This window comes from Streptomyces sp. SL06 (genome assembly GCF_058244745.1).
Genome location: NZ_JBSYOT010000002.1, coordinates 1,107,086 through 1,133,130, shown reverse-complemented (window position 1 = coordinate 1,133,130; position 26,045 = coordinate 1,107,086). Strand labels below are relative to the sequence as shown.

Sequence of the window (26,045 nt, the reverse complement as noted above, 5' to 3'; positions counted from 1 at the left end):
GCCCTCAGCCCTCCGGGATCTCGAACTCGCTGGTGCGGCGCAGGCCGGCGGCGCGCCCCTTGCCGGAGACGACCAGGGCCATCTTGCGGCTGGCCTCGTCGATCATCTCGTCGCCGAGCATCGCGGAGCCCTTCTTGCCACCCGCCTCGGAGGTGTAGTAGTCGTACGCGTCCAGGATCAGCTCGGCGTGGTCGTAGTCCTCCTGCGACGGCGAGAAGATCTCGTTGGACGCCTCGACCTGGCCGGGGTGCAGCACCCACTTGCCGTCGAAACCGAGGGCGGCGGCGCGCCGCGCGACCTCGCGGTAGCCGTCGACGTTGCGGATCTGGAGGTAGGGTCCGTCGATCGCCTGGAGGTCGTTGGCGCGGGCGGCCATCAGGATCCTCATCAGGATGTAGTGGTAGGCGTCCGCCGGGTAGCCGGGCGGCTGCTCGCCCACGACGAGGGTCTTCATGTTGATGGAGGCCATGAAGTCGGCCGGGCCGAAGATGATGGTCTCGACACGCGGGGAGGCCTGCGCGATCTCGTTGACGTTGTTCAGGCCCCGCGCGTTCTCGATCTGCGCCTCGATGCCGATCCGGCCGACCTCGAATCCCATCGTCTTCTCGATCTGGGTGAGCAGCAGGTCGAGCGCGGCGATCTGCTGCGCGTCCTGGACCTTCGGCAGCATGATGCAGTCAAGGTTCGGCCCGGCGCCCTCGACGACCGTCACGACGTTGCGGTACGTCCACTCGGTCGTCCAGTCGTTCACGCGCACCACGCGGGTCTTGCCGGTCCAGTCGCCCTCGTTGAGGAACTTGACGACGGTGTGCCGTGCCTCCGGCTTGGCGAGCGGTGCGCAGGCGTCCTCCAGGTCGAGGAAGACCTGGTCCGCCGGGAGGCCCTGGGCCTTCTCCAGGAACCGTGGGTTCGAACCCGGCACCGCGAGGCAGGAGCGCCGGGGGCGAAGGCGGTTGACTGTCGTCATGCGGGGACCTCCAGGGGGTCGAGCTTGTTCGCGTGCCGGATCTCGTCGACGATGCGGCCGATGATTCCGGTGATGTCGAAATCCTTCGGGGTGAAGACCGCGGCCACTCCGGCTGCCCGCAGTTGTTCGGCGTCACCCTTGGGGATGATGCCACCGGCGATCACGGGTATATCTGTGGCACCGGCCACATGCAGCCGTTCCAGCACGTCAGGCACCAGTTGGGCGTGCGATCCGGAGAGGATGGACAGGCCCACCGCGTGCACGTCCTCGGCGAGGGCGGCGTCCACGATCTGCTCCGGGGTGAGCCGGATGCCCTGGTAGACCACCTCGAACCCGGCGTCGCGGGCCCGCACCGCGATCTGCTCGGCGCCGTTGGAGTGGCCGTCAAGACCGGGCTTGCCGACCAGGAAGCGCAGCTTGCCGACCCCGAGTTCCTTCGCCGTCGCGTCGACCCTGCGGCGGACCTCGCCGAGTGCCGAACCCGCCTCGGCCGCGACCGCCACCGGCGCCGACGACACGCCGGTCGGCGCGCGGAACTCGCCGAACACCTCGCGCAGCGCCCCGGCCCACTCCCCGGTCGTGACACCGGCGCGGGCGCACTCCAGGGTGGCCTCCATGAGGTTGTCGGTGCTCTTGGCGGCCTCCTTCAGCCTCTCCAGCGCCTTGCAGGGGCGGGGGTGGTTGAAGGGCGGCTGGTAGCGGGTGTCCCGCCAGTTCTCCAGCGAGGCGACGACGCGGGCCTCCACCGCCGGGTCGACCGTCTGGATCGCGGTGTCCAGGTCGGCGGTCAGCGGGTTGGGCTCGGTGCCCTCGAAGGCGTTGACACCGATGATCTTCTCCTCGCCCGACTCGATCCTGGCCCGGCGCTCGGCGTGCGAGGCGACCAGTTGCGACTTGAGGTAGCCGGACTCGACGGCGGCCATCGCGCCGCCCATCTCCTCGATGCGCCCCATCTCGGCGAGGGACTCGGCGACCAGCTCGTCCACCTTCGCCTCGACCACCTTCGAGCCCTCGAAGAGGTCGCCGTACTCCAGCAGGTCGCTCTCGTAGGCCAGCACCTGCTGGATGCGCAGCGACCACTGCTGGTCCCACGGCCTGGGCAGGCCCAGCGCCTCGTTCCAGGCGGGCAGTTGCACGGCACGCGCGCGGGCGTCCTTGGAGAGGGTGACGGCCAGCATCTCCAGGACGATCCGCTGGACGTTGTTCTCCGGCTGCGCCTCGGTCAGGCCGAGGGAGTTGACCTGGACGCCGTAGCGGAAGCGGCGGTGCTTGGGGTTCTCGATGCCGTACCGCTCGCGGGTGACGCGGTCCCAGATGCGGCCGAACGCGCGCATCTTGCACATCTCCTCGACGAAGCGGACGCCCGCGTTGACGAAGAAGGAGATGCGGCCGACCACGTCGCCCATGCGCTCCCGCGGCACCTGGCCGCCGTCGCGCACGGCGTCCAGCACGGCGACCGCGGTGGACATCGCGTACGCGATCTCCTGCACCGGAGTGGCGCCCGCCTCCTGGAGGTGGTAGCTGCAGATGTTGATCGGGTTCCACCTGGGGAGGTGGGAGACCGTGTAGGCGATCATGTCGGTCGTCAGGCGGAGCGAGGGTCCCGGCGGGAAGACGTGGGTGCCCCGGGACAGGTACTCCTTGACGATGTCGTTCTGCGTCGTGCCCTGGAGCCTGGTGACGTTCCGCGCCCTGCTCCTCGGCGACCACCTGGTAGAGCGCCAGCAGCCACATGGCCGTGGCGTTGATGGTCATCGAGGTGTTCGTCTGCTCCAGGGGGATGTCCTGGAACAGCCGGCGCATGTCACCGACGTGTGCGACGGGCACCCCGACCCGGCCCACCTCGCCGCGGGCGAGGACGTGGTCCGAGTCGTAGCCGGTCTGGGTCGGCAGGTCGAAGGCGACCGACAGACCCGTCTGGCCCTTGGCGAGGTTGCGCCGGTACAGCTCGTTGGACGCCTCGGCCGTGGAGTGACCGGCATAGGTCCGCATCAACCACGGCCGGTCCTTGTGACGATCGGTCATACGGCGCCCCTCAGACGTTCCGGAAGCGGTTGATGGCGTCGATGTGCTCGGCGCGCATCTCCTCGTCGCGCACGCCCAGGCCCTCCTCGGGCGCCAGGCACAGCACTCCGACCTTGCCCTGGTGGAGGTTGCGGTGCACGTCGTGGGCGGCCTGGCCGGTCTCCTCCAGGGAGTAGACCTTCGACAGCGTCGGGTGGATCTTCCCCTTGGCGATGAGCCGGTTGGCCTCCCAGGCCTCACGGTAGTTGGCGAAGTGCGAGCCGATGATCCGCTTCAGGGACATCCACAGGTAGCGGTTGTCGTAACTGTGGTCGTACCCGGAGGTGGAGGCGCAGGTGGCGATCGTGCCGCCCTTGCGCGTGACGTAGACGGAGGCGCCGAAGGTCTCGCGGCCCGGGTGCTCGAAGACGATGTCGACGTCCTCGCCGCCGGTGAGTTCGCGGATGCGCTTGCCGAAGCGCTTCCACTCCTTGGGGTCCTGGGTGTGCTCGTCCTTCCAGAACCGGTAGTCCTCGGCGCTGCGGTCGATGATGTGTTCGGCACCCATGCGCCGGCAGATCTCGGCCTTCCGCTCGCTGGAGACGACGCAGACCGGGGTGGCGCCGCCGGCCAGCGCGAACTGGGTCGCGTACGAGCCGAGGCCGCCGCTCGCGCCCCAGACGAGCACGTTGTCGCCCTGTTTCATCTGGGCGCCGTTGCGGGAGACGAGCTGGCGGTACGCGGTGGAGTTGACCAGGCCGGGGGCGGCGGCCTCCTCCCAGCTGAGGTGGCCCGGCTTGGGCATCAGCTGGTTGGACTTGACGAGGGCGATCTGGGCGAGGCCGCCGAAGTTGGTCTCGAAGCCCCAGATGCGCTGCTCGGGGTCGAGCATCGTGTCGTTGTGGCCGTCGGAGGACTCCAGCTCGACGGAGAGGCAGTGCGCGACCACCTCGTCGCCGGGCCGCCAGGCGTTGACCCCCGGGCCGGTGCGCAGGACGACGCCCGCAAGGTCGGAGCCGATGACGTGGTAGGGCAGGTCGTGGCGCCGGGTGAGTTCGCTGACCCTGCCGTAGCGCTCCAGGAAGCCGAAGGTCGACAGCGGCTCGAAGATCGACGTCCACACCGAGTTGTAGTTGACCGAGGAGGCCATGACGGCCACCAGGGCCTCGCCGGGTCCCAGCTCGGGCACCGGCACCTCGTCCAGGTGGAGCGACTTGCGCGGGTCCTTCTCGCGGGTCGTCATGCCCGCGAACATCTCCGTCTCGTCCTTGTGCACGGTGATCGCGCGGTACGACTCGGGGAGCGGCAGCGCGGCGATGTCGGCAGGCGTGGATTCGGGTGACTGGATCGCGTCCAGGATGTCCTTCACGGTCACGGTGTTGCCTCCGGCGGTGAGCGCCCCGGGGGAGGAGCGCCGATGGTTGCGTCGGTGCTGCAGAGGGATGGTGAAAGTGCCTGTGACGCAGGCGTTCGGGGCGCGCGGGGGATGGGTGCGGGGACAGCCCGAACACCTTCAACGTATGACACCGCGTGTCACCCCGCAAGGCACTGAGTGCCAGAAAATGCTCTCAGATGAAATCTTTACGTAACAAATGAGCGATGATCGATCGAATGGGGGTGAGTGAGTGGTTGAAAAGGGGCACTGACATGCAAAAACGGCCACCCGGGGGGTGGCCGTTCGCACCGGGCGGACCGGGCGGTTCAGCGCTCCTTGAGGGCCTGCTCGATGGTGCGCATGACCTCGTGCAGCGGCGCGTCGGTACGCGCGAGGGTCACCAGCACCTCGCCCCGCACGGCGGCCGAGGACGCGGCCGGCGGTGCGGCGGGGGACGTGGCGCGCCCGGCGCCGATGCCCGTGCCGAACGTCTTGCGCACGATCGCGAAGGCGCGGTCGAGCTGCGCCTCCACGTCGCCCTGCCCGTCCGCCCGCAGCCAGCGCCGCAGCACGTGGTTGTGCGCGGTGACCACGGCGGACGCGGCGACCTCGGCCAGCAGCGGGTCGTCGTTGTCGCCGTTGTGCGCGTGCTCGTCGAAGTGGCCGAGCAGATAGCGGGTGAACAGGCGCTCGTAGCGGGCCACCGACGCGATCTCCGCCTCGCGCAGGGTCGGCACCTCGCGCGTCAGCTTGTAGCGGGCGACCGAGATCTCCGGCTGGGCCGCGTACATCTTCATGACTTCCTTGATGCCCCGGCACACCGTGTCCAGCGGATACTCGTGCGCGGGCGCCGCGTTGAGCACCGCCTCGGCGCGCACCAGGGTGTCGTCGTGGTCCGGGAAGATCGCCTCTTCCTTGGAGCGGAAGTGCCGGAAGAAGGTGCGCCGGGCCACCCCCGCCTGGGCCGCGATCTCGTCGACGGTGGTCGCCTCGTACCCCTTGGCCGCGAACAGTTCCATGGCCGCCGCCGCCAGTTCCCGGCGCATTTTGAGCCGCTGGGCGGCGGCCCGGCCGCCGGCCGCGCTCTCCGGCGCGTCGGGCGTGGCTGGTGTACGTGAGGACCTGGCGGGCTGGGACATGACCCGAACGTACTGCATCCGCCCGGACCGATGCGCGTGACCGGGGATTCCTCCGCCCGGCGCGGGCGGAGAAGATCCGTGGGGTGCCCCGGCCGGGGAGGGCGGCGGAGGGTCGCGCCGGTCCTCCCCGGGCCGGGGACGGCCGCCCGGTCGCTCAGCGGCGGGCATGTTCGCGAAAACCGCGGCCCGTCTTGCGGCCGAGGCAGCCCGCGGCCACCAGATGCTCCAGCAACGGCGCAGGGGCCAGCCCCGGGTCCCGGAACTCGCGGTGCAGCACCTTCTCGATGGCCAGCGAGACATCCAGCCCGACCACGTCCAGCAGCTCGAACGGACCCATCGGATACCCGCCGCCCAGCTTCATCGCCGCGTCGATGTCGTCGAGCGTCGCGTAGTGCTCCTGCACCATCTTGACCGCGTTGTTCAGATACGGGAACAGCAGCGCGTTCACGATGAACCCGGCCCGGTCACCGCAGTCCACGGCGTGCTTGCGCACCTTGGCGCAGACCTCGCGGACGGTGGCGTGCACGTCGTCCGCCGTCAGCACCGTGCGGACCACCTCGACCAGCTTCATCGCGGGGGCCGGGTTGAAGAAGTGCATGCCGATCACGTCCTGCGGGCGCGAGGTGGCGCGGGCGCAGGCGACGACGGGCAGGGAGGACGTGGTGGTGGCCAGCACCGCGCCGGGCCTGCAGACCTTGTCCAGCGTGGCGAACAACTGCCGCTTGACCTCCAGGTCCTCGGCGACCGCCTCCACGGCCAGATCCACGCCGGCGAGGTCGTCGTAGGTGCCCGTCGGGGTGATCCGCTCCAGGGCCAGCGCCGCCGCCTCGGCGGTCAGCCTGCCCCTGTCGACGCCGCGCGCCAGCGACTTGCCGACCCGGGCCTTGGCGGCCTGCGCCTTCTCCGCGCTGCGGGCGGCGAGCACCACCTCGTACCCGGCCTTGGCGAACACCTCGGCGATGCCGGACGCCATGGTGCCCGAACCGGCCACACCCGCCGCGCGCACCGGACGGCCGGCGACCGGCGCCCCGCTCTCCCGCGGGGTCAGGGCGTCCGGCACGACGACCGCGCTGCCGGGCGCCTCGTAGGTGTAGAAGCCGCGCCCCGCCTTGCGGCCGGTCAGACCGGCCTCGCTGAGCTGCCGGAGGATCGGGGCGGGGGCGTGCAGACGGTCGCGGGAGGCGGCGTACATGGCTTCCAGGACCGTACGCGCCGTGTCCACGCCGACCAGGTCGAGCAGGGCCAGCGGGCCCATCGGCAGCCCGCAGCCGAGCCGCATGGCGGCGTCGATGTCCTCGCGGGAGGCGTAGTTCGCCTCGTACATCGCCGCGGCCTGGTTGAGGTAGCCGAACAGCAGCCCGTCCGCGACGAACCCGGGCCGGTCGCCGACCGCGACGGGCTCCTTGCCGAGGTCCAGGGCGAGGTCGGTGACCGCCGTGACGGCGGCCGGTGCCGTCAGCACCGAGGAGACGACCTCCACCAGCTTCATCGCGGGGGCCGGGTTGAAGAAGTGCAGGCCGAGCACCCGCTCGGGGCGGGCCGAGTCGGCGGCCAGCCGCGTGACGGACAGCGCGTTGGTGCCGGTCGCCAGGACCGCCTCCGCACGCACGATCCCGTCCAGCTCGCGGAAGACCCGCTGCTTGATCTCGTACGACTCCGGGACGACCTCGATCACCAGGTCGGCGCCGGCCGCATCGGACAGGTCGGTGGAGACGCGGACGCGGGCGAGAACGCCGGCGCGCTCCTGCCCGGTGAGGCGGCCGCGCTCGACGGCGCGGGCGGTGGAGGACTCCAGCGCGGCGAGGGCCTTCGCGGCCTGCGCCTCGCTGATGTCGATGCCGACGACATCGCGGCCGGCCCCGGCGAGGACCTCGGCGATGCCGGTGCCCATCGTGCCGAGGCCGACCACGGCGACGGTCCGGAGCGGGGACAGAGGGGTGTCGGACAGGGGAGCGGCCATCGCGGGACTCCAGGAATGAGGGTGACGACGGGAACACGTCCGGTCGCCGAAGAGGCGTACCGGGTGCGTGAGGAAGGAGTGCGGGTGTTGCCGGGCCGACCGGCGCACACGCCCGGTGCCGTCGCGGAGGGCGTGCACACGCCCGCCGGGCGGCGGTCTCCGACCGGCCCTGTCCCGAGGCCGAGCCGTACTGCGGTACCCGAGGCACCGAACGGACTGCTCTGCTCCCACGGTGGCCGCGTCACCAGACCGCCGTGAGGGTTGCTACGAGTGGGTGACTCGCTCGTTTGAGACTAACTCGCGGGTAACGAGCGCGCCAGCCCCCCGTGTTCGTGATGTACGTCCCACGCGGCGGACGGCGCCTCTAACCTCGGTGACATGAACGAAGAGTTGCGATCGCTCACGGAGCGCTTACGGGCGGAGGCCAGTGCGTCGAACGCGCCCGAGGCCCCGGCGGAGTACGACCGTCTCGTGGCGACCGAGGACCACGACGAGCTGGCCGCCGTGCTCACCGAGCCCGGACACCCGCTCTGGGCCCGGGAACTGGCCGCCTTCCGGCTCGGCATGGCGGGGGACCGGCGGGCCTTCGAGTCCCTCGTACTGCTGCTGAACCACCGCGACCCGCCGCGCTGCGCCTCCGCCGCCCACGCCCTCGCCCGGCTCGGCGACCCCCGCACCGCCCGCGCCGCCGCCACCCTCGCCACCAACGAACGGCGGGTCGCCTACGCCCTGCACCCGGTGCGGCTGCTGGTCGAGCTGCGGGCGCCCGAGGCCGTGCCCGCGCTGATCACCACCCTGGAGCGGCGGCTGCGCCCGCTCGACCCGTACCGGCGCGTGGCGCTCGCCTGCGTGGAGGGCCTGGGCGCACTCGGCGACGACCGGGCAGGCCCCGTGCTGAACGACGCCCTGGCCCATCCGGCGCTCGCGCAGGCGGCCGTACGGGCGCTGGCACGCATCCCCGGGCAGCGGTGAACCCCGTGGCTCCGCAGGGTCAGGCGGCCAACTCCGCCGCGTACCGCACCTCGGGCACCGCGACCCCTGCCACCTCGAAGGGCTCCTCGGCACCGTCCGCGTGAAATCCCGCCCGTTCGTAGAAACGCCGGGCGCGGGCGTTGCCCTTCAGCACCCACAGGAGCATGCGCGCGTGCCCGGCGCCCGCGCACCGGCGCGCCGACTCCCGGACCAGGGCCCGCCCGACACCGGTCCCGAGACGCCCGGTGTCGACGTAGAGGGCGTACAACTCGGCGTCGCCGGCGTGAGGTCCGCCGTCCCGGCAGGGGCCGTGGCAGGACCAGCCGACGACCTCGCCGCCGCCGTCCTCGGCGACCAGGTTCACCACACCGGCCGGGGCCCGGGTGAAGTGGGCGCGGCGCCGCTCGGCGTCGTCGGCGATGTCCATCGCGTCGAGATACGTCTGCGGGACCAGGCCCCGGTAGGCGGTCTGCCAGCCGTGGACGCGGATCTCGGCGACCCGGGCGCAGTCGGCGAGTGTCATCTCCCGTACCCGGGAGCCGGTCACGGGGCCACGACCGCGAAGGCCTCGATCTCCATGAGGAACTCCGGCCGGACCAGGGCGGCCACCTGCACCGCCGAGGCGGCCGGCAGCCGGTCGTCGGGTATGTGCTCGGCGCGCGCCGCGCGGATCGCGGCCATGTGCGCCATGTCCGTGACGAAGAACGTCAGTTTCACCACGTCGTCGAAGGTCGCGCCGGCCGCGGCCAGACAGCGCCGCAGATTCTCGAAGACCTGGCGGGCCTGCGCCCCGGCGTCCCCCTCGCCCACGAGCCCGCCGTCCTCGTCCAGCGCGAGCTGTCCGGCGACGGCCACGAACCGTCCGGTGCCGAGCACGACATGGGTGTACTGGGGGGCGGGCGCGACACCCTCCGGGGCGGCAATCCTCGTCAGCTCACTCATGCGTCCATCCTGGACCACGGCACTGACAACGCCTCGCGCCGGTCAGCCGCGGAAGCCGAGCAGCCCGTGCAGGGCCGAGCCGGGTGAGGAGGCCGACGCCGCCTTGGACGCCGGCGGCTTCGGGTCGGGCAGCGCCGGGCACACCGCGTCCGCCTCGCCGGTGCCGCGCGGCACGGTGCCGTCGGTCAGATACGCCGTCAGATGCCGGTCCAGACAGGCGTTTCCGCTCAGCGTGATGCCGTGGTTCCCGCCGCCCTCCTCGACCACCAGGCCGGAGCCGCGCAGCGCACGGTGCACGGTGACGCCGCCCTCGTACGGGGTGGCCGCGTCACCGGTCGCCTGGAACAGCAGCGCCGGGGGCAGTTCGCGGTTGCCGATGTCGACCGGCCGCCGGGAGTCCGTGGGCCAGAACGCGCAGGGTGCGTTGTACCAGGCGTTGTTCCATGCCATGAAGGGCGCCTTCTCGTACACGTCCCAGTTGTCCTCGCGCCACTCGTCCCAGTCGCGCGGCCAGCCGGCGTCGCGGCACTCCACCGCGGTGTAGACGCTGTAACCGTTGTCGCCGGAGGCGTCCTCGGCCCCGAAGTCCTCGTACGCCTCGACGAGCGGCGCGGTGTCCCGGTCGTTCACGTACGCGGCGAACGCCTTCGCGAGGCGGGGCCAGTAACCGTTGTAGTAGCCGCCGGGCAGGAAGGTGTCCTCCAGCTCCGAGGCGCCGACCCGCCCGCCCGCCGGCTGCTTCGCCACCTCGGCCCGCATGGCGTACCAGGCGGCCTCCACCCGCTCCGGGTCGGTGCCCAGCCGGTACGCCGCGTCGTGCTCGGCGACCCAGGCCAGGAACGCCCGGTGGCGGTCGTTGAAGGCGAGGTCCTGGTTGAGGTTGGCGTCGTACCAGACGCCGGTCGGGTCGACGACGGAGTCGAGGACCAGCCGGCGCACCCGGTCCGGGTGGAGCTTGGCGTAGACGGCGCCCAGGTAGGTGCCGTACGAGTACCCGAAGTAGTTGATCTTCTCCGAGCCGAGCGCCGCCCGGATCAGGTCCATGTCCCGCGCGGCGCCGACCGTGTCGATGTACGGCAGTACGTCCGCGTACTTCTCGCCGCAGGCGTCGGCGAAGGACTTCGCGCGTGCGAGGTTGGCCTTCTCGACGGCCGGGGTGGCCGGCAGGGAGTCGGGGCGCACCGGGTCGAAGTGCCCCGGACGGCAGTCCAGCGCGGGGCTGCTCCTTCCCACCCCGCGCGGGTCGAAGCCGATGACGTCGTACTGGGCGGCCACCTCCGCGGGCAGCGAGGACGCCACGAACCCGGCGAGCCTCAGCCCGCTGCCGCCGGGACCACCGGGGTTGACCAGCAGCGGACCCTGATACGTCGCGGAGGTGTGCGGCACGCGGGACAGCGCCAGCGTGATCCGCCTCCCCTGCGGACGCGCGTGGTCGAGCGGCACCTGGAGCGAGGCGCACTGGAGCGTCGGGTAGTCGTCCGTGCCGCACTTCGTCCAGTGCAGGTCGGCGGCGGGGGCGACGGGCGCGGGCCCCGCCGCGCTCGCCCCGGCGGGGCCGGCCGCGACACTCCCGGCGACGATGACGGCGGCTGAGCACAGCACGGCTGCGCGTTGTCTCATGGCGTCCTCCCAGGACTCCCAGGACGAAGAGGCGACGGCCCGCGCGAGCCGCGGTCCTCGCCGCATCGTCCCGGGGAGCGCCGTCGGAAGAACACGTTCTGTCGATACTTGACCCGATTGGGCCGGTAGGTGCCCTCGAATGCTGGCCGTTGCTCTCCGTACCGGGCGTTCCGCGCGTGCGGCCGGAGGAAGGTCCTGTCCGGCTTCTTCGTCAAGCGGCTGCGCGGCCTGGGGAAGATCGAGATCACCGACGGCAAGCGCATCCCGATCCGGTACGAGCACCTGCGCGAGCCCACCGACGACGCCGGGCTGGACCGGATCCTCGACCGGTTCGCGGCGGCGGGCATCCGGTCCGTCGTGGTCAGCGAACCGCTCTCGGTCGACGACGACCTGGGGGAGGCGCGCATCGCCGAAGCGGCGCGGGCACGGGGCTTCCTGGTCACCGCGACACACGAGATCACCGGGCGGTACGGCCTGAACAAGCGCACCCGTACCGCCGTCCTGAACGCGGTCATCCTGCCGAGGATGTTCGAGACCGTGGACCTCGTGCAGTCCAGCATCGACGCGGCGGGGATCACCGCACCGCTGATGGTGATGCGCTGCGACGGCGGAGTGATGTCCCTGGACGAGACGGCTACGACCTGTGGTGGCCGGACAACCCGGTCCTGTACAACCTGAACAGCTCGCTGCTCGACGGCTCCGGGAACACGCTCGACACCCATGTCGAACGCTTCGGGGTGCGCGACGTGCGCGCGGTCGCCGACGACGCCCCCGATGTCCGCGGCATCCACCTCAACGGCGTCCGCACCGGCCTGCGGGGCGAGTCGATCGAGTACAACATAGCGGGGCAGGGGGTCGACAACGTCTCGGCGGACGGGCTGACCTTCAACGGCCACTGGGCGCTGACCCGTTCGTACTTCTCGCACGTCATCGACGTCGCCAAGTCGATGAACATCAACATCTTCCGCATCCACCGCGGTTGGGGCCTGAGCAAGGAACTCGTCGAGATCTGCGACGAGAAGGGCATGATGCTGATGGCCGAGAACCCGGTCGTGATCAGCACCTGGGAGTATCCGCTGACCGGCGAGCACTGGGAGAACGGGGTGGCGAAGGTCCTCGGCATCGCCCGCGCCTACCGCAACCACCCCTCGATCGTTTGTGGTCGATCTCCAACGAGAACCCCGTCTACAACGACGACCTGACCACCGGCATGAAGTCCGGCTACGCCGGACACCCGGCGGTCAACCCCGACATCCAGCTCGTCTCCACGAACGCGGAGACGACACGGTCTGCTCACGCGGCTACATGGGCACGTACATCAACAACCCCACCGTGAAGACCTGGTTCACCTGCGAGGAGAACGCCTCCTGCATCCAGCCGGAGAACATCGACCGGTACCACTCGGTGATCAAATCGATGCGGATCTTCAGGCAGCAGCGGATGAGCCTGGACCACGACGCCAAGGTGCAACTGGCCTTCTACAGCTTCCAGAAGGTGTTCGCCCTGCCCGCCCAGGCGAACCCCGCCCAGGCGGAGACGGTCGACCTGCCCTGGACCGCCGACGAGATCGCCGGACCCGGATACCACGCCGACCACATGTGGCGCGGCATCATGAACCCGTACACCCGGCCGGCGACGGACAACGCGATCACCGAGTTCTCCCCGACCCCGATGGACCTGTGGAAGCAGACGTACGCACCCGTGGCCGTCTTCGACAAGGGCTGGGTGGACTACGCCATGAAGCGCGACAACCTGACGTACGCATACAACAGTTCGCGCCTGCTCCACCTCTTCAACAGTGATCTCGACGACGACTCCGAAGAGATCACCGTCGACTGGACCCTGCTCGCGGCGGACGGCAGCGTCGCACGGACCGGCTCGGTGCGGCAGGCGGTCCCGATCGGCGGCTCCCGCAACCTGCGGATCGACATCGGCGGCGCACCCGGTGACAACTGCCGACTCCGTCTCACCGCCGCCAAGTCCGCAACGGTCCGCTTCCAGGAGACACTGCGGTTCGGCGAGCCGGGGACACCCATCGGCCAGCGCGGGTCGCCGCGCGGCGGGTCAGAGCAGCGAAAGCTGAACCGGATCGGTCGGCGTCGGTCCGGCCGGCGCGGCCGGCTCCGGTGCCCCGGTCCTTCGGGGCATGCCCGCGCGCGTGGGGCCGATGCCGTACTCCCGGGCCAGGTCGTGCACCTGGCGGGTGATCCGGCGCTGGTACCACTTGGGGGCGTAGGCGCCGTCCGCGTACAGCCGTTCGTAGCGGCGGACCAGGTGGGGGTGGTGCCGGGCGAGCCAGGCCATGAACCACTCCCGGGCGCCCGGCCGCAGGTGCAGGACCAGGGGAGTCACCGAGGTGGCGCCCGCGGCGGCGATGGCGCGGACGGTGGCCCGGAGCTGGGCGGGCTCGTCGCTCAGGAAGGGGATGACCGGCGCCATGAGCACACCGCAGCCGATGCCGTGCGCGCCGAGGGTCCGTACGACCTCCAGGCGGCGTTCCGGTGCGGGGGTGCCCGGCTCCACGGTGCGCCACAGCTCCGGGTCGGTGAAGCCGACCGAGACCGAGATGCCCACGTCCGTCACCCGCGCGGCCCGCGTCAGCAGGTCCAGGTCGCGCAGGACGAGCGTGCCCTTGGTGAGGATGGAGAAGGGGTTCGCCCGGTCGGCGAGTGCCGAGATGATGCCCGGCATCAGCCGGTAGCGGCCCTCGGCGCGCTGATAGCAGTCGACGTTGGTGCCCATCGCGACGTGCTCGCCCTGCCAGCGGCGCGAGGCCAGCTGGCGGCGCAGCACCTCGGGCGCGTTCACCTTGACGACGATCTGGGAGTCGAAGCCGAGTCCGGTGTCGAGGTCCAGATAGCTGTGCGTCTTGCGGGCGAAGCAGTACACGCACGCGTGCGTGCAGCCCCGGTACGGGTTCACCGTCCACTCGAACGGCATGCGCGAGGCCCCCGGCACCCGGTTGAGGATCGAGCGGGCGCGCACCTCGTGGAAGGTGATGCCGCGGAACTCGGGCGTGTCGAAGGTGCGGGTGGTGACCGCGTCCGCGCCGAACAGCGCGGGGTCGGCGGCTCGGGCGTGGTCGGAGTCCGTGAGGTTCTCCCAGCGCATGGCGCCTCCTCGGTAGTGCTGCGGCCCACACAATAGAACACTTGTTCCCTTGATCGTGCGGGTGAGTCGCGCGGGGCCGCTTCACGCCCCCCGATTTGGTGGCCGGGCGGCGGGGTGGTTGGCTTGCCCCCAATTCGAGAACCAGGCCCTGGAGGAACCCGATGGCGCAGGTCGAGGCGACGGCGGAGCGGATCGTCGCAGCGGACGCGGAGACGGTGTTCGACACCCTCGCCGACTACAGCGGCACCCGAGAGAAGCTGCTCCCCGAGCACTTCAGCGAGTACGAGGTCCGCGAGGGCGGCGACGGCGAGGGCACCCTCGTGCACTGGAAGCTCCAGGCCACCAGCAAGCGCGTCCGGGACTGCCTGCTGGAGGTCACCGAGCCGACCGACGGCGAACTGGTCGAGAAGGACCGCAACTCCTCCATGGTCACCACCTGGCGGGTCACCCCGGCCGGGGAGGGCAAGGCCCGGGTGGTCGTCGTCACCACGTGGCAGGGCGCCGGCGGCGTCGGCGGCTTCTTCGAGAAGACCTTCGCGCCCAAGGGGCTCGCCCGGATCTACGACGCGATGCTCACCAAGCTCGCCGCCGAGGTCGAGAAGTAGTCAAAGGGCAAGCCGGGGGCGGTCGTTGGCCGCCTCACCGGTTCGAGTGATCTACACGAATCACCGCTGTTCGCCGTAACTCTTCGCATCTGTTCGCAGTTGTCGCCCCAGGTGGCAATTGTGAGCAGGTGTGACGAGAGGAGCGGTACATGGGCGGGATCACCCTGGTGCAGGATCCGGTGCGGGACGAACCGGTCACCGCACCCCAGGCGCCCCCCGAGCCCCCCGCTCCCGAACCCGGGCCGGGCGCCGGGCTGAGCCCGCGCCGGGTGCGGCTGGTCTTCGTCGGACTGATGCTGGCGCTGCTGCTCGCCGCCCTGGAGCAGATGATCGTCGCCACGGCGCTCCCGAAGATCGTCGGCGAGCTGCACGGCCTGGACAAGATGTCCTGGGCGATCACCGCCTACCTGCTCACCTCCACCGTCGGCCTGCCGATCTACGGCAAGCTCGGCGACCTCTTCGGCCGCAAGGGCGTCTTCCAGTTCGCCATCCTGGTCTTCGTCGTCGGCTCGGCGCTGGCCGGCCGGGCGCAGACCATGGACCAGCTCATCGCCTTCCGCGCCGTGCAGGGCGTCGGCGCGGGCGGCCTGATGATCGGCGTGCAGGCGATCATCGCGGACATCGTGCCGCCCCGCGAGCGCGGTCGCTTCATGGGCCTGATCGGCGCCGCCTTCGGACTCGCCTCCGTCGCGGGCCCCCTGCTGGGCGGCTACTTCACCGACCACCTCACCTGGCGCTGGTGCTTCTACATCAACGTGCCCTTCGGCCTGCTCACCATGGCCGTCGTCGCCGTCGTCCTGAAGCTGCCCAGGCCGCGGACCAAGGCGCGCCTCGACATCCCCGGCGCCCTGCTGCTGGCCGCCGCCTCCACCTGCCTGGTACTGCTCACCAGCTGGGGCGGCACCGAGTACGCCTGGGACTCGGAGGTCATCCTCGGCCTCGGCGCCGGCGCGGCCGGAGCCACCGTCCTCTTCCTCGTCGCCGAGCACTTCGCGCCCGAACCCCTGATCCCGCTGCGGCTGTTCCGGGACTCCGTCTTCAACGTCACCGCCCTGGTCGGCCTGGTCATCGGCGTCGCCCTGTTCGGCGCCGCCAGCTATCTGCCGACCTTCCTGCAGATGGTCGACGGCGCCACCGCCACCGAGTCCGGCCTGCTGATGCTGCCGATGATGGGCGGCATCGTCGGCGCCTCGATCATCTCCGGGCAGCTCATCAGCCGCACCGGGCGCTACCGCGTCCACCCGATCCTCGGCGGGGCGCTGTCCGTCGCCGGCATGTGGCTGCTCTCCCGACTCGACGTCGACACGCCCCGGCTGCACTACAGCATCTGGATGGCCGTCCTCGGCGCCGGCATCGGCATGGTGATGCCCGTCCTCGTCCTCGCCGTGCAGAACTCCGTACGCCCCGCCGACCTGGGCACCGCCACCAGCGCCAACAACTACTTCCGGCAGATCGGCGGCAGCGTCGGCGCGGCGATCTTCGGCACCCTCTTCGCCGGCCGGCTCACCGACGCCCTGGCCGACCGGCTCCCCGCCGAGGCCGGCGCCGAGGTGCCCGACGCCGAGGCCATCACCCCCCAGCTCGTCCACTCCCTGCCCCCGGCGCTGCGCGACGCCTACATCGGGGCATACGCCGACGCCATGCCGCGGATCTTCCTCTACCTGGTGCCGGTGCTCGTCCTCGGGCTGCTCATCGCCCTCTTCCTCAAGGAGAAACCACTGGTGTCCCACAACGTCCCCGTCACCGAGCCCGAGACCGCGCAGCCCACCGCCCAGGTCCCGCAGGCCCGCTCGCCGTACGCCGCCGGCATCCCGGTCTGCGGCACGGTGCAGCACCCCGACGGCACCGTCGTGCCCCGCGCCGCGCTCACCCTCATCAACGTCGGCGGACAGCAGATCGGCCGCGGTGCCAGCGGCGGCGACGGACGGTACGCGCTGGCCACGCCCGGCGCCGGTTCGTACGTCCTGATCGCCGCGGCCGGCGGCCACCAGCCGCAGGCGGTCTCCGTGACCGTCGGCGAACGCCCGGTGGAACTGGACGTGGTGCTCGGCGGCGCAGGGCGCCTCGCCGGCAGTGTGCTCACCGCCGACGGCAGCCCCGTACGCGACGCGACCGTCACCCTCACCAACGTCCACGGCGAGGTCGTCGCCACCACCCGCAGCGGCCGGGAGGGCGGCTACGTCATCACCGAGCTGGTGGCCGGCGAGTACACCCTCGCCGCCAGCGCCCCCGCCTTCCGCCCGGCGGCCCTGCCGGTCAGCGTCCAGGCGGCCCGGGAGACCCGGCAGGACGTGGAACTGGCCGGGGGCGCCGTGCTGCGCGGCACGGTGCGGGCCGGCGGCGGACGGATCGTGGAGGACGCGCGGGTGACCCTGCTCGACGCGGCGGGCAACGTGGTGGACACCCTCACCACCGGGCCGGACGGCACCTTCCGGTTCGTCGACCTGTCGTCCGGCGAGTACACCGTGATCGCGGCCGGTTACCCGCCCGTCGCCACCGTGCTCCAGGTGGCCGGCGGCGGCCGTACGGAACGCGACCTCCAGCTCGGCCACGAGGACTGAGACGACCGGTCACCGGCGCGCCGGCGCCCCCCGAGCCGCCTCGCAGCCCGGGGGGCGCGCGCTCTTCGCACGTCTGGTGAAGGAATGCGCCGGGCGCTTGTGAGCGTGCGCGGGGCGCGATACACCGTACGGACCCGTCGCCTTCGGCGGGCCGTACGTCATCGCACCTGGGGAGACGGGCATGAGCGTGACGAATCGGTACCGGGACGCCTGGGAGAGCTTCTGGAGCGAGGCGCCGGAGGATCAGGGGGCGGTGTTCTGGGACGCGGAGCCGATGCTGACCGCCGGCCGTCACCTCGCCCACTTCGAGCCGCACCTGACCGACCCCGCCCTGCCGCTGATCGACCTCGGCTGCGGCAACGGCACCCAGACCCGCTACCTGGCCGACCGCTTCCCGCACGTCGTCGGCGCCGACCTGTCCGACGCCGCCCTCGACCACGCCCGGCACGCCGACCCCGCCGGGCAGGCCGTCTACCGGCAACTGGACGCCGCCGACCCCGCCGAGGCGCAGACGCTGCACGCGGAGCTGGGCGACGCCAACGTCTATGTGCGCGGCGTCCTGCACCAGAGCGCGCCCGACGACCGGCAGCCGCTGGCCGACGCCCTCGCCGCACTGCTCGGCGAGACCGGCCGCGCCTTCCTCGTGGAGCCCTCCCAGGCCGCCGGGGCCGTCCTCGCGACCCTGTCCGAGGGCCCCGAGGGGCCGTCCCCGAAGCTCGCCCCCGTCCTCCGCCACGGCCTGGCCCCCGGGCCGGTCCCCGACGAGGCGGTGCCGGAGTATCTGCGCACCGCCGGACTCACCGTCCTGGCGAGCGGCGAACTCCCGCTCGTCACCACGGAGTACACCCCGCGGGGCACCCGGATCGAGCTGCCCGCGACGTGGGTGGTGGCGGGACGGGACGCGTGACGGCGGCGGAGGAGGACGAGAAGGACACGGTGTCAGTGGTATGGACCTGTGGCTGATGGGACGCCCCTGGCAGGCGTGATCGGCGGCATGTAGCGTCGTCCGTATGAAGATCCTCATCAGCGCCGACATGGAGGGCGCCACCGGTGTGACCTGGCCTGCCGACGTGCTGCCGGGTACGCCGCAGTGGGAGCGGTGCCGGTCGATGTTCACCTCGGACGTGAACGCCGCCGTGCTCGGCTTCCTCGACGGCGGCGCCGACGAGGTCCTCGTCAACGAGGCCCACTGGACGATGCGCAACCTCCTCCTGGAGCGGCTCGACGAGCGCACCCAGATGCTCACCGGGCGGCACAAGGCGCTGTCCATGGTGGAGGGCGTCCAGCACGGGGACGTGGACGGCATCGCCTTCGTCGGATACCACGCGGGCGCCGGCATGGAGGGCGTCCTCGCGCACACCTACCTCGCCAACCAGATCACCGGTGTGTGGCTCAACGACGCACGGGCCAGCGAGGGTCTGCTCAACGCGCACGTCGTCGCCGAGTACGGCGTACCGGTGGTGCTGGTCACCGGGGACGACGTGGCCTGCGAGGACGCCCTCGGATACGCGCCCGAGGCGCTGAAGGTCGCGGTCAAGGACCATGTGTCGCGCTACGCGGCCGTGTGCCGTACGCCGGCCAGGACCGCCGCCGACATCCGGGCGGCGGCCCGGGAGGCGGCGGCGCTCGCGGTGCGGTACGAGCCGGTGCGCGGCGGGCCGTTCACCGTGGCCGTCGAGTTCGACGCCGAACACCTGGCGGCGGCCTCCACCGTGGTGCCGGGCGTCGCCCGGACCGGGGAGCGGAAGGTGGCGTACACCCACGACACGATGTTCGAGGCGATCCGCACCTTCAAGGCGGTCACCACGATCGCCTCGGCCGCGGTGGAGGAGCAGTATGGCTGAGCACCCGACGACCGGCCCCCAGGCGCTCGACGAGGTGGTCCGGTTCACCTCCGAGCTGATCCGGATCGACACCACCAACCGGGGCGGCGGCGACTGCCTGGAGCGCCCGGCCGCCGAGTACGCCGCGGCACGGCTCGCCGAGGCCGGGATCGAGCCCACGCTGCTGGAGCGGACCGAGGGCCGGACCAACGTCGTCGCCCGCGTCGCGGGCACCGACCCCTCGGCCGACGCGCTGCTCGTGCACGGCCACCTGGACGTGGTGCCCGCCGAGGCCGCCGACTGGAGCGTGCACCCGTTCTCCGGGGAGATCCGGGACGGAGTCGTCTGGGGGCGCGGCGCGGTCGACATGAAGAACATGGACGCGATGATCCTGGCCGTCGCCCGCGACTGGGCCCGGCGGGGAGTACGGCCCCGGCGGGACATCGTGATCGCCTTCACCGCGGACGAGGAGGACAGCGCCGCGGACGGCTCGGGATTCCTCGCCGACCGGCACGCCGCGCTGTTCGAGGGGTGCACCGAGGGCGTCAGCGAGTCCGGCGCGTACACCTTCCACGACGGGTTCGGCCGCCAGTTCTACCCGATCGCGGCGGGCGAGCGCGGCACCGGCTGGCTCAGGCTCACCGCGCGCGGGCGGGCGGGACACGGCTCCAAGGTCAACCCGGAGAACGCGGTCACCCGGCTCGCGGCGGCGATCACCCGGATAGGCGATCACCAGTGGCCGCTGCGCCCCACCCCGACCGTGCGTGCCGCCCTGACCGAGATCGCCGCCGTCTACGGCATCGAGGCCGACCTGGACGACGTTCGACGCGCTGCTGGAGAAGCTGGGCCCCGCCGCCAAGCTCGTCGAGGCCACCGTCCGCAACAGCAGCAACCCGACCATGCTGGACGCCGGTTACAAGGTCAACGTCATCCCCGGCCAGGCCGTCGCCTATGTCGACGGGCGCTTCCTGCCGGGCGGCGAGGACGAGTTCCGCGACACCCTCGACCTGCTCACCGGACCTGACGTGGACTGGGAGTTCGCCCATCACGAGGTCGCCCTCCAGGCGCCGGTCGACTCGCCGACGTACGCCCGGATGCGCGCCGCCGTCGAGGAGTTCGCCCCCGAGGGGCACGTGGTGCCGTACTGCATGTCCGGCGGCACGGACGCCAAGCAGTTCTCGCGGCTCGGCATCACCGGCTACGGCTTCGCACCGCTGAAGCTGCCCGAGGGCTTCGACTACCAGGCCCTCTTCCACGGCGTCGACGAACGCGTCCCCGTCGAGGCGCTGCACTTCGGCGTCCGCGTCCTCGACCGATTCCTGCGTACGGCCTAGGCCGACCTGCCCGACACGGAGCTGGAGGAGAAGGAGAATTGGGGGAGTCAGTGCGGACCCTTGCGTACGGATCGTGGCCCTCGCCCGTCGACGCGGCCCTGGCCGCCGCGCACGACGGACGCCCCGAGGACGTGGGCTTCGTCGGGGACGAGGTGTGGTGGACCGCGCCCCGGCCCACCGAGGCCGGCCGGCGCACGCTGGTGCGGCGCCGCCCCGACGGCACCGAGGAGCCGCTGCTGCCCGCGCCGTGGAACGTGCGCAGCCGCGTCATGGAGTACGGCGGCCGGCCCTGGGCCGGGCTCATGACCGACGCCGGGCCGCTGGTGTTCTTCGTGGACTTCGCCGACCAGCGGCTCTACGTCCACCGGCCGGGCGACGGGGAGCCGCGTCCGCTCACGCCGCTCTCCCCGGTGGGCGGCGGGCTGCGCTGGGCCGAGCCGCAGCCGCGTCCCGAACGCGGCGAAGTGTGGTGCGTCCTGGAGGAGTTCACCGGCGAAGGACCCACCGACGTGCGCCGGGTCGTCGCCGCGGTGCCGCTGGACGGCTCGGCGGCCGACGACCGGGACGCGGTGCGCGAACTCACCGACGACCGGCACCGGTTCGTCACCGGACCGCGGATCTCGCCGGACGGGCGGCGCGCGGCCTGGCTCGCCTGGGACCACCCGCGCATGCCCTGGGACGGCACCGAGCTGGTCGTCGCCGAGGTCGGGCCCGAGGGCACGCTCGGGGACGCCCGGACGGTCGCCGGCGGACCCGAGGAGTCGATCGCGCAGGCCGACTGGGCACCCGACGGCGCCCTGCTGTACGCCTCCGACCGCACCGGCTGGTGGAACCTCTACCGCGAGGGGCAGCCGTTGTGCGCCCGCGAGGAGGAGTTCGGCGGGCCGCTGTGGAAGCTCGGACAGCGCTGGTTCGCCCCGCTCGACAGCGGCCTGATCGCGGTCGTGCACGGCCGTGGCGCCACCGCCCTCGGGATCCTCGACCCCGCGAGCGGCGAGGTCGTCGACGCGCCCGGCCCCTGGACCGAGTTCGCGGCCACCCTCGCCGTCCACGGCGACCGGGTGGTGGGCGTCGGCGCCGGACCGGTCGGCGGCTACGAGGTCGTCGAGCTGGACGCCGGGACCGGCCGCGCCCGGGTGATCGGCGCCCCGCACGAGGACGCCGTGGACCCGGCGTACTACCCGAGGCCGCGGATCCGCACCTTCACGGGACCGGACGGACGCGAGATCCACGCCCACCTCTACCCTCCGCACAACCCCGGCTGCGTCGCGCCGGACGGCGAGCGTGCGCCGTACGTGATCTGGGCGCACGGCGGCCCCACCAACCGCTCCCCGCTGGTCCTCGACCTGGAGATCGCCTACTTCACCTCCCGCGGCATCGGTGTCGCGGAGGTCAACTACGGCGGCTCCAGCGGATACGGCCGGGAGTACCGCAACCGGCTGCGCGAACAGTGGGGCGTGGTCGACGTCGAGGACTGCGCGGCCGTCGCCCTCGCCCTGGCCGAGGAGGGCACCGCCGACCGGGAGCGGCTCGCCGTCCGCGGCGGCAGCGCGGGCGGCTGGACCGCCGCCGCCTCGCTGGCCGGCACCGATGTCTACGCCTGCGGCACGGTGATCTACCCGATCCTCGACCTGACCGGCTGGGGCACGGGCGAGACCCACGACTTCGAGTCGCGGTACCTGGAGAGCCTGATCGGCCCGTACGCCGAGGTGCCCGCCCGCTACGCCGAGCGGTCGCCCACCACGCACGCCGACCGCGTCACCGTGCCGTTCCTGCTGCTCCAGGGACTCGACGACGTGATCTGCCCGCCCGTGCAGTGCGAACGGTTCCTCGCCCGCATGGCGGGCCGGGGAGTGCCGCACGCCTATCTCACCTTCGAGGGCGAGGGCCACGGATTCCGCCGGGCGGAGACCATGGTGCGCGCCCTGGAGTCCGAACTCTCCCTCTACGCACAGGTCTTCGGACTGGACCGGCACGGCGTGGCGACCCTGGAGCTGACCGGGTGAGAGAGCGGACCCGGCCGGCCCGGCTCGCCCCCGGCGCCCGGGTGGCCGTCGTCGCACCCAGCGGCCCCGTGCCCGAGGAGCGGCTCCGGGCGGGCCTGGACGTGCTGCGCGGCTGGGACCTCGACCCGGTCGTGGCACCGCACGTCCTGGACCGGCACGGCACCTTCGACTACCTCGCGGGCACCGACGCCGACCGGGCCGCCGACCTCCAGGCCGCCTGGTGCGACCCGTCCGTGGACGCGGTGCTGTGCGCACGCGGCGGGTACGGCGTCCAGCGCATGACCGACCTGCTCGACTGGGCGGCGATGCGCGCGGCCGGGCCGAAGGTGTTCGTCGGGTTCAGCGACTTGACCGCGCTGCACGAGGCGTTCGCCACCCGGCTCGGCCTGGTCACCCTGCACGGGCCGATGGCCGCGGGGATCGACTTCGTCAAGAACACGCGGGCGCAGGAACACCTGCGGGCCACCCTGTTCGCCCGGGAGACGGTCCGCGTGATCGCCTCCCGCGGCACGCCGCTGGTGCCCGGCCGGGCGCGGGGCGTCACCCTCGGCGGCTGCCTCGCCCTGCTCGCCGCCGAACTGGGCACCCCGCACGCCCGCGCCGGCGCCCGCGGCGGCCTGCTGTGCCTGGAGGACGTGGGGGAGGAGACGTACCGCCTCGACCGCTACCTCACCCAACTCCTGCGCGCCGGGTGGCTCGACGGGGTGGGCGGCGTACTGCTCGGGTCCTGGCACCAGTGCGAGCCCTACGAGCGGCTGCGGCCCATGCTGGCCGACCGGCTCGGCGGCCTCGGCGTACCGGTCGTCGAGGACTTCGGGTTCGGGCACTGCGCGGGGGCGCTGACCATGCCGTTCGGCGTGACGGCGCAACTCGACGCGGACGCGGGCACCTTGACGCTCGACCGGCCCGCACTGCGCTGACCGTCCCCGCGTGCGGCGCCGACGCGTCGTAGGCTGGCCCCATGCCGCACACCCCGTCCCGTCATCTCACCGAGGGCCCTCGCGTGGGGCTACGGCACTTCACCCGGCAGGACGGCGCGGAGTTCACCGCCCGCGCCCGGCAGAGCAAGGACCTGCACCATCCCTGGCTCTTCCCGCCGGACAACGCCCGCGCGTACGAGGCCTACGCGTCCCGGCTCATCGAGGACCCCACCAAGGCCGGGTTCCTGGTGTGCGAGAAGGCCGCGGACCAGGCGGACGGCGGCTCCATCGCCGGCTTCGTCAACATCAACAACATCGTCGAGGGCGCCTTCCTCAGCGGCGCGCTCGGCTACGGCGCCTTCGCGCACGCGGCGGGCCGCGGGCTGATGCGCGAAGGGCTGGACCTCGTGGTGCGCTACGCCTTCGGACCGATGCGGCTGCACCGCCTGGAGATCAACGTGCAGCCGGGCAACACCGCCTCGATCGCGCTGGCCCGCGCCTGCGGCTTCCACCTGGAGGGCTTCTCGCCGAGGATGCTCCACATCGACGGCGCCTGGCGCGACCACCAGCGCTGGGCGATCACCGCCGAGACGGTGACCTCCGGCCCTCCGCGCTGAACCGCGCGCCCGCCCCCCTCCGGTGCCCGCACGGCACCCCGCCGTTTCAAACGTGAGCGACATCGCGCGAACGCGACCGGCGGCGCCCCTGTTCACCGCGCCGCCCAGCGGCTTCCATGGGGAACCGTGACGACGATCCGACGTGAGGTACTGACCCTGCCCGCGGCCCCACTGGGACCCGACAACCCGCTGCCGCCGCTGCGCCCCCTGGACGAGGCCCACCGCATCGACGACCGGGACCGGGCGGACCTGCCGCGCGACATGGCCCGCCAGGTCGACTACGAGCCACTGCGCAGCCTGCTGCCCGCTGGGGTCCGCGACGGCTACGACCGGACCCGCGAGGCCCGGCGGGTCGACGCCCTGGTCATCGAGAACGACCGGCTCAGGGCCACCGTCCTGCCCGGCCTCGGCGGCCGGATCGCCTCCCTGCACCACAAACCGACCGACCGCGAACTCCTCTACGTCAACCCCGTCCTCCAGCCCGCCAACTTCGCCCTCAACGGGGCCTGGTTCTCCGGCGGCGTCGAGTGGAACATCGGCGCCACCGGCCACACCACCCTCTCCTGCTCACCCCTGCACTCCGCCCGCGTCCCCGCCCCCGACGGCGGGGAGATGCTGCGCCTTTGGGAGTGGGAGCGGCTGCGCGACCTGCCCTTCCAGGTCGACCTGTGGCTGCCCGAGGACTCGGACTTCCTGTACGTCGGCGTCCGGATACGCAACCCGCACGAGCGGCCCGTGCCGACGTACTGGTGGTCCAACATCGCCGTCCCCGAGGAGCGCCGCGTCCTCGTCCCCGCCGACGAGGCCTGGCACTTCGGCTACGAGCGCCGGCTGCGCCGCGTCCCCGTCCCGGCGTACGACGGCGCCGACCGCACCTACCCGCTCAACAGCACATACGCCGCCGACTACTTCTACGAGCTGCCCGACGCCCGGCGCCGCTGGATCGCCGCGCTCGACGAGCACGGCCACGGACTGGTGCAGACCTCGACCGACCTGCTGCGCGGCCGCAAGCTCTTCGTGTGGGGCACGGGACCCGGCGGCCGGCGCTGGCAGGAGTGGCTCACCGAGCCCGGCACCGGCGGCTACTGCGAGATCCAGGCCGGCCTCGTCCGCACCCAGTTGGAACACGTCGAACTGGCGGCGGAGAGCGAGTTCTCCTGGCTGGAGGCCTACGGGCCGCTCGACGCCCCGCCCGAGGGCGAGTGGCACACCGTGCTGCGCGAGGCGGAGGACCGGCTGGAGAGCGCCCTGCCGCGCGCCGACGTGGACGCGGCGTACGCGGCCTGGCAGCCGTACGCCGACGTCGAACCCGGCGAGCGCCTGGCCACCGGCTCGGGCTGGGGCGCGCTCGAAGTGCTTCGCGCGGGCTGGAAGCTGCCCGGCACGCCCTTCGACGAGCACACCCTCGGCGACGAACAGCGGCCCTGGCTGCACCTGTTGCGGACCGGCACCCTCCCCGAGCCGGAGCACCGCGAACCGCCCGGCGGCACGCTGGTCGCCCGGCCCTGGCGGGACATGCTGGAGACCACGGCCGCCACACCGATCGCCGAGTACCACCTCGGTGTCGCCCAGTGGCACGGCGACGACCGGGCCCAGGCGGTGCGCAGTTGGGAACGCGGCCTGATGAGCGCGGCCGAACGCTGGCCGCTGCTGCGCTGCCTCGCCGTCGCCGACCAGGAGGACGGCCACCACGAGCGGGCCGCCGACCGGTACGCCGAGGCCTTCGACGACCTGTGCTCGGCCGACGGTCCGGACCGGCGGGAGGGGTGGACGGCCGTCGCCGCCGCGCTCGGCCGGGAGGCGATCGGGGCGCTGCTCGCGGCCGGACGCACCGCGGACGCCCGTGGCGTGTGGGAGCGGCTGGCTCCCGCGACCCGGGCCCGCGGCCGGTTCCGGCTGGCCGAGGCGGAGTTGCTGGCCGCCGAGGGGCGGCGCGAGGAGGCGCGGGCCGTCTTCGACGAGGGCTTCGAGGTCGCCGATCTCAGGGAGGGCGCGGAGGGCATCGGCCTGCTGTGGGCGCGGCTCGGCGCCGAACCGCTCCCGGCCCGCTACGACTTCCGGATGCGGCCGGACGGGGAGTGACCCCGCC

General features: G+C 72.3%; 21 protein-coding genes and 2 pseudogenes. 12 read left to right on the top strand and 11 right to left on the bottom strand.

The genetic code is table 11. The annotated features are described in order from the left end of the window. Positions 1–4 precede the first annotated feature (4 nt). From AC4IHM_RS05045 to AC4IHM_RS05025, 5 genes and pseudogenes are all read right to left on the bottom strand, one after another. Positions 5–967 carry an HpcH/HpaI aldolase/citrate lyase family protein gene (locus AC4IHM_RS05045; RefSeq protein ID WP_490865876.1) on the bottom strand — a complete coding sequence of 321 codons (963 nt, stop codon included), beginning with the start codon at positions 965–967 and terminating at the stop codon, positions 5–7. Beyond that, a pseudogene (locus AC4IHM_RS05040) lies at positions 964–2,992 on the bottom strand (protein meaA). The gene AC4IHM_RS05045 and the pseudogene AC4IHM_RS05040 overlap by 4 nt, the downstream one beginning before the upstream one ends. Positions 2,993–3,002: 10 nt before the next feature. Beyond that, positions 3,003–4,340 carry a crotonyl-CoA carboxylase/reductase gene (gene ccrA, locus AC4IHM_RS05035; RefSeq protein ID WP_490870765.1) on the bottom strand — a complete coding sequence of 446 codons (1,338 nt, stop codon included), beginning with the start codon at positions 4,338–4,340 and terminating at the stop codon, positions 3,003–3,005. A gap of 332 nt (positions 4,341–4,672) precedes the next feature. Next, a complete protein-coding gene (locus tag AC4IHM_RS05030; RefSeq protein ID WP_490865875.1) occupies positions 4,673–5,485 on the bottom strand; it encodes a TetR family transcriptional regulator in 813 nt (270 codons plus the stop codon). Between the two features lie 154 nt (positions 5,486–5,639). Next, complete coding sequence (locus AC4IHM_RS05025; protein ID WP_490865874.1) at positions 5,640–7,445, bottom strand: 3-hydroxyacyl-CoA dehydrogenase family protein; 1,806 nt, start codon at positions 7,443–7,445, stop codon at positions 5,640–5,642. Positions 7,446–7,823: 378 nt separating this feature from the next. Here AC4IHM_RS05025 and AC4IHM_RS05020 point away from each other — a divergent pair, with 378 nt between their 5' ends. After that, positions 7,824–8,417, top strand: a complete 594-nt coding sequence (locus AC4IHM_RS05020; RefSeq protein ID WP_490865873.1) for an adenylosuccinate lyase — start codon at positions 7,824–7,826, stop codon at positions 8,415–8,417. 19 nt (positions 8,418–8,436) lie between these two features. Here AC4IHM_RS05020 and AC4IHM_RS05015 read toward each other — a convergent pair whose 3' ends face one another. Genes AC4IHM_RS05015 through AC4IHM_RS05005 form a run of 3 tightly spaced genes read right to left on the bottom strand, consistent with a single transcriptional unit; the run spans position 8,437 to position 10,979 of the window. After that, positions 8,437–8,940: a GNAT family N-acetyltransferase gene (locus AC4IHM_RS05015; protein WP_490870764.1), complete on the bottom strand. Its 504-nt coding sequence runs from the start codon at positions 8,938–8,940 to the stop codon at positions 8,437–8,439. A 20-nt stretch (positions 8,941–8,960) separates the two neighbouring features. After that, on the bottom strand, positions 8,961–9,359 hold the full coding sequence (locus AC4IHM_RS05010) for a RidA family protein (RefSeq protein WP_490865872.1): 399 nt from the start codon (positions 9,357–9,359) through the stop codon (positions 8,961–8,963). 42 nt (positions 9,360–9,401) lie between these two features. Next, complete coding sequence (locus AC4IHM_RS05005; RefSeq protein WP_490865871.1) at positions 9,402–10,979, bottom strand: alpha/beta hydrolase; 1,578 nt, start codon at positions 10,977–10,979, stop codon at positions 9,402–9,404. A 129-nt stretch (positions 10,980–11,108) separates the two neighbouring features. Between AC4IHM_RS05005 and AC4IHM_RS05000 the strand changes: the two genes are divergently transcribed. Together AC4IHM_RS05000 and AC4IHM_RS04995 are read left to right on the top strand one after the other, a co-directional pair. Then, positions 11,109–11,657 (top strand): hydantoinase/oxoprolinase family protein, encoded by a 549-nt coding sequence (locus tag AC4IHM_RS05000; protein WP_490865870.1) that lies wholly within the window; start codon positions 11,109–11,111, stop codon positions 11,655–11,657. 59 nt (positions 11,658–11,716) lie between these two features. Beyond that, entirely contained in the window at positions 11,717–12,181 is a 465-nt protein-coding gene (locus AC4IHM_RS04995) for a hypothetical protein (protein ID WP_490871014.1), read from the top strand. Positions 12,182–12,280: 99 nt separating this feature from the next. Here the strand turns inward: AC4IHM_RS04995 and AC4IHM_RS04990 are convergent, their stop codons facing one another. From AC4IHM_RS04990 to AC4IHM_RS04980, 3 genes are all read right to left on the bottom strand, one after another. Next, entirely contained in the window at positions 12,281–12,442 is a 162-nt protein-coding gene (locus AC4IHM_RS04990; RefSeq protein WP_490865869.1) for a hypothetical protein, read from the bottom strand. Positions 12,443–12,457: 15 nt separating this feature from the next. Next, complete coding sequence (locus AC4IHM_RS04985; protein WP_490865868.1) at positions 12,458–12,631, bottom strand: hypothetical protein; 174 nt, start codon at positions 12,629–12,631, stop codon at positions 12,458–12,460. A gap of 412 nt (positions 12,632–13,043) precedes the next feature. After that, positions 13,044–14,090 carry an Rv2578c family radical SAM protein gene (locus AC4IHM_RS04980; RefSeq protein WP_490865867.1) on the bottom strand — a complete coding sequence of 349 codons (1,047 nt, stop codon included), beginning with the start codon at positions 14,088–14,090 and terminating at the stop codon, positions 13,044–13,046. Between the two features lie 161 nt (positions 14,091–14,251). Between AC4IHM_RS04980 and AC4IHM_RS04975 the strand changes: the two genes are divergently transcribed. From AC4IHM_RS04975 to AC4IHM_RS04935, 9 genes and pseudogenes are all read left to right on the top strand, one after another. Further along, positions 14,252–14,695, top strand: coding sequence for an SRPBCC family protein (locus tag AC4IHM_RS04975; protein ID WP_490865866.1), 444 nt, complete (start codon positions 14,252–14,254; stop codon positions 14,693–14,695). A gap of 149 nt (positions 14,696–14,844) precedes the next feature. Further along, complete coding sequence (locus AC4IHM_RS04970; RefSeq protein WP_490865865.1) at positions 14,845–17,256, top strand: MFS transporter; 2,412 nt, start codon at positions 14,845–14,847, stop codon at positions 17,254–17,256. 181 nt (positions 17,257–17,437) lie between these two features. Further along, a complete protein-coding gene (locus AC4IHM_RS04965; protein ID WP_490865864.1) occupies positions 17,438–18,163 on the top strand; it encodes a class I SAM-dependent methyltransferase in 726 nt (241 codons plus the stop codon). A 103-nt stretch (positions 18,164–18,266) separates the two neighbouring features. Next, positions 18,267–19,100 (top strand): M55 family metallopeptidase, encoded by an 834-nt coding sequence (locus tag AC4IHM_RS04960; RefSeq protein ID WP_490865863.1) that lies wholly within the window; start codon positions 18,267–18,269, stop codon positions 19,098–19,100. Continuing rightward, positions 19,093–20,413, top strand: a pseudogene (locus AC4IHM_RS04955) (M20/M25/M40 family metallo-hydrolase). The gene AC4IHM_RS04960 and the pseudogene AC4IHM_RS04955 overlap by 8 nt, the downstream one beginning before the upstream one ends. A gap of 38 nt (positions 20,414–20,451) precedes the next feature. After that, a complete protein-coding gene (locus tag AC4IHM_RS04950; RefSeq protein ID WP_490865862.1) occupies positions 20,452–22,419 on the top strand; it encodes a dipeptidyl-peptidase 5 in 1,968 nt (655 codons plus the stop codon). Continuing rightward, positions 22,416–23,339, top strand: coding sequence for a S66 peptidase family protein (locus AC4IHM_RS04945; RefSeq protein WP_490865861.1), 924 nt, complete (start codon positions 22,416–22,418; stop codon positions 23,337–23,339). Before AC4IHM_RS04950 ends, AC4IHM_RS04945 begins: the two co-directional genes overlap by 4 nt. A 41-nt stretch (positions 23,340–23,380) precedes the next feature. After that, positions 23,381–23,956, top strand: a complete 576-nt coding sequence (locus tag AC4IHM_RS04940) for a GNAT family N-acetyltransferase (protein WP_490865860.1) — start codon at positions 23,381–23,383, stop codon at positions 23,954–23,956. Positions 23,957–24,082: 126 nt separating this feature from the next. After that, a complete protein-coding gene (locus tag AC4IHM_RS04935; protein WP_490865859.1) occupies positions 24,083–26,038 on the top strand; it encodes a DUF5107 domain-containing protein in 1,956 nt (651 codons plus the stop codon). The last annotated feature ends 7 nt before the right edge of the window (positions 26,039–26,045 follow it).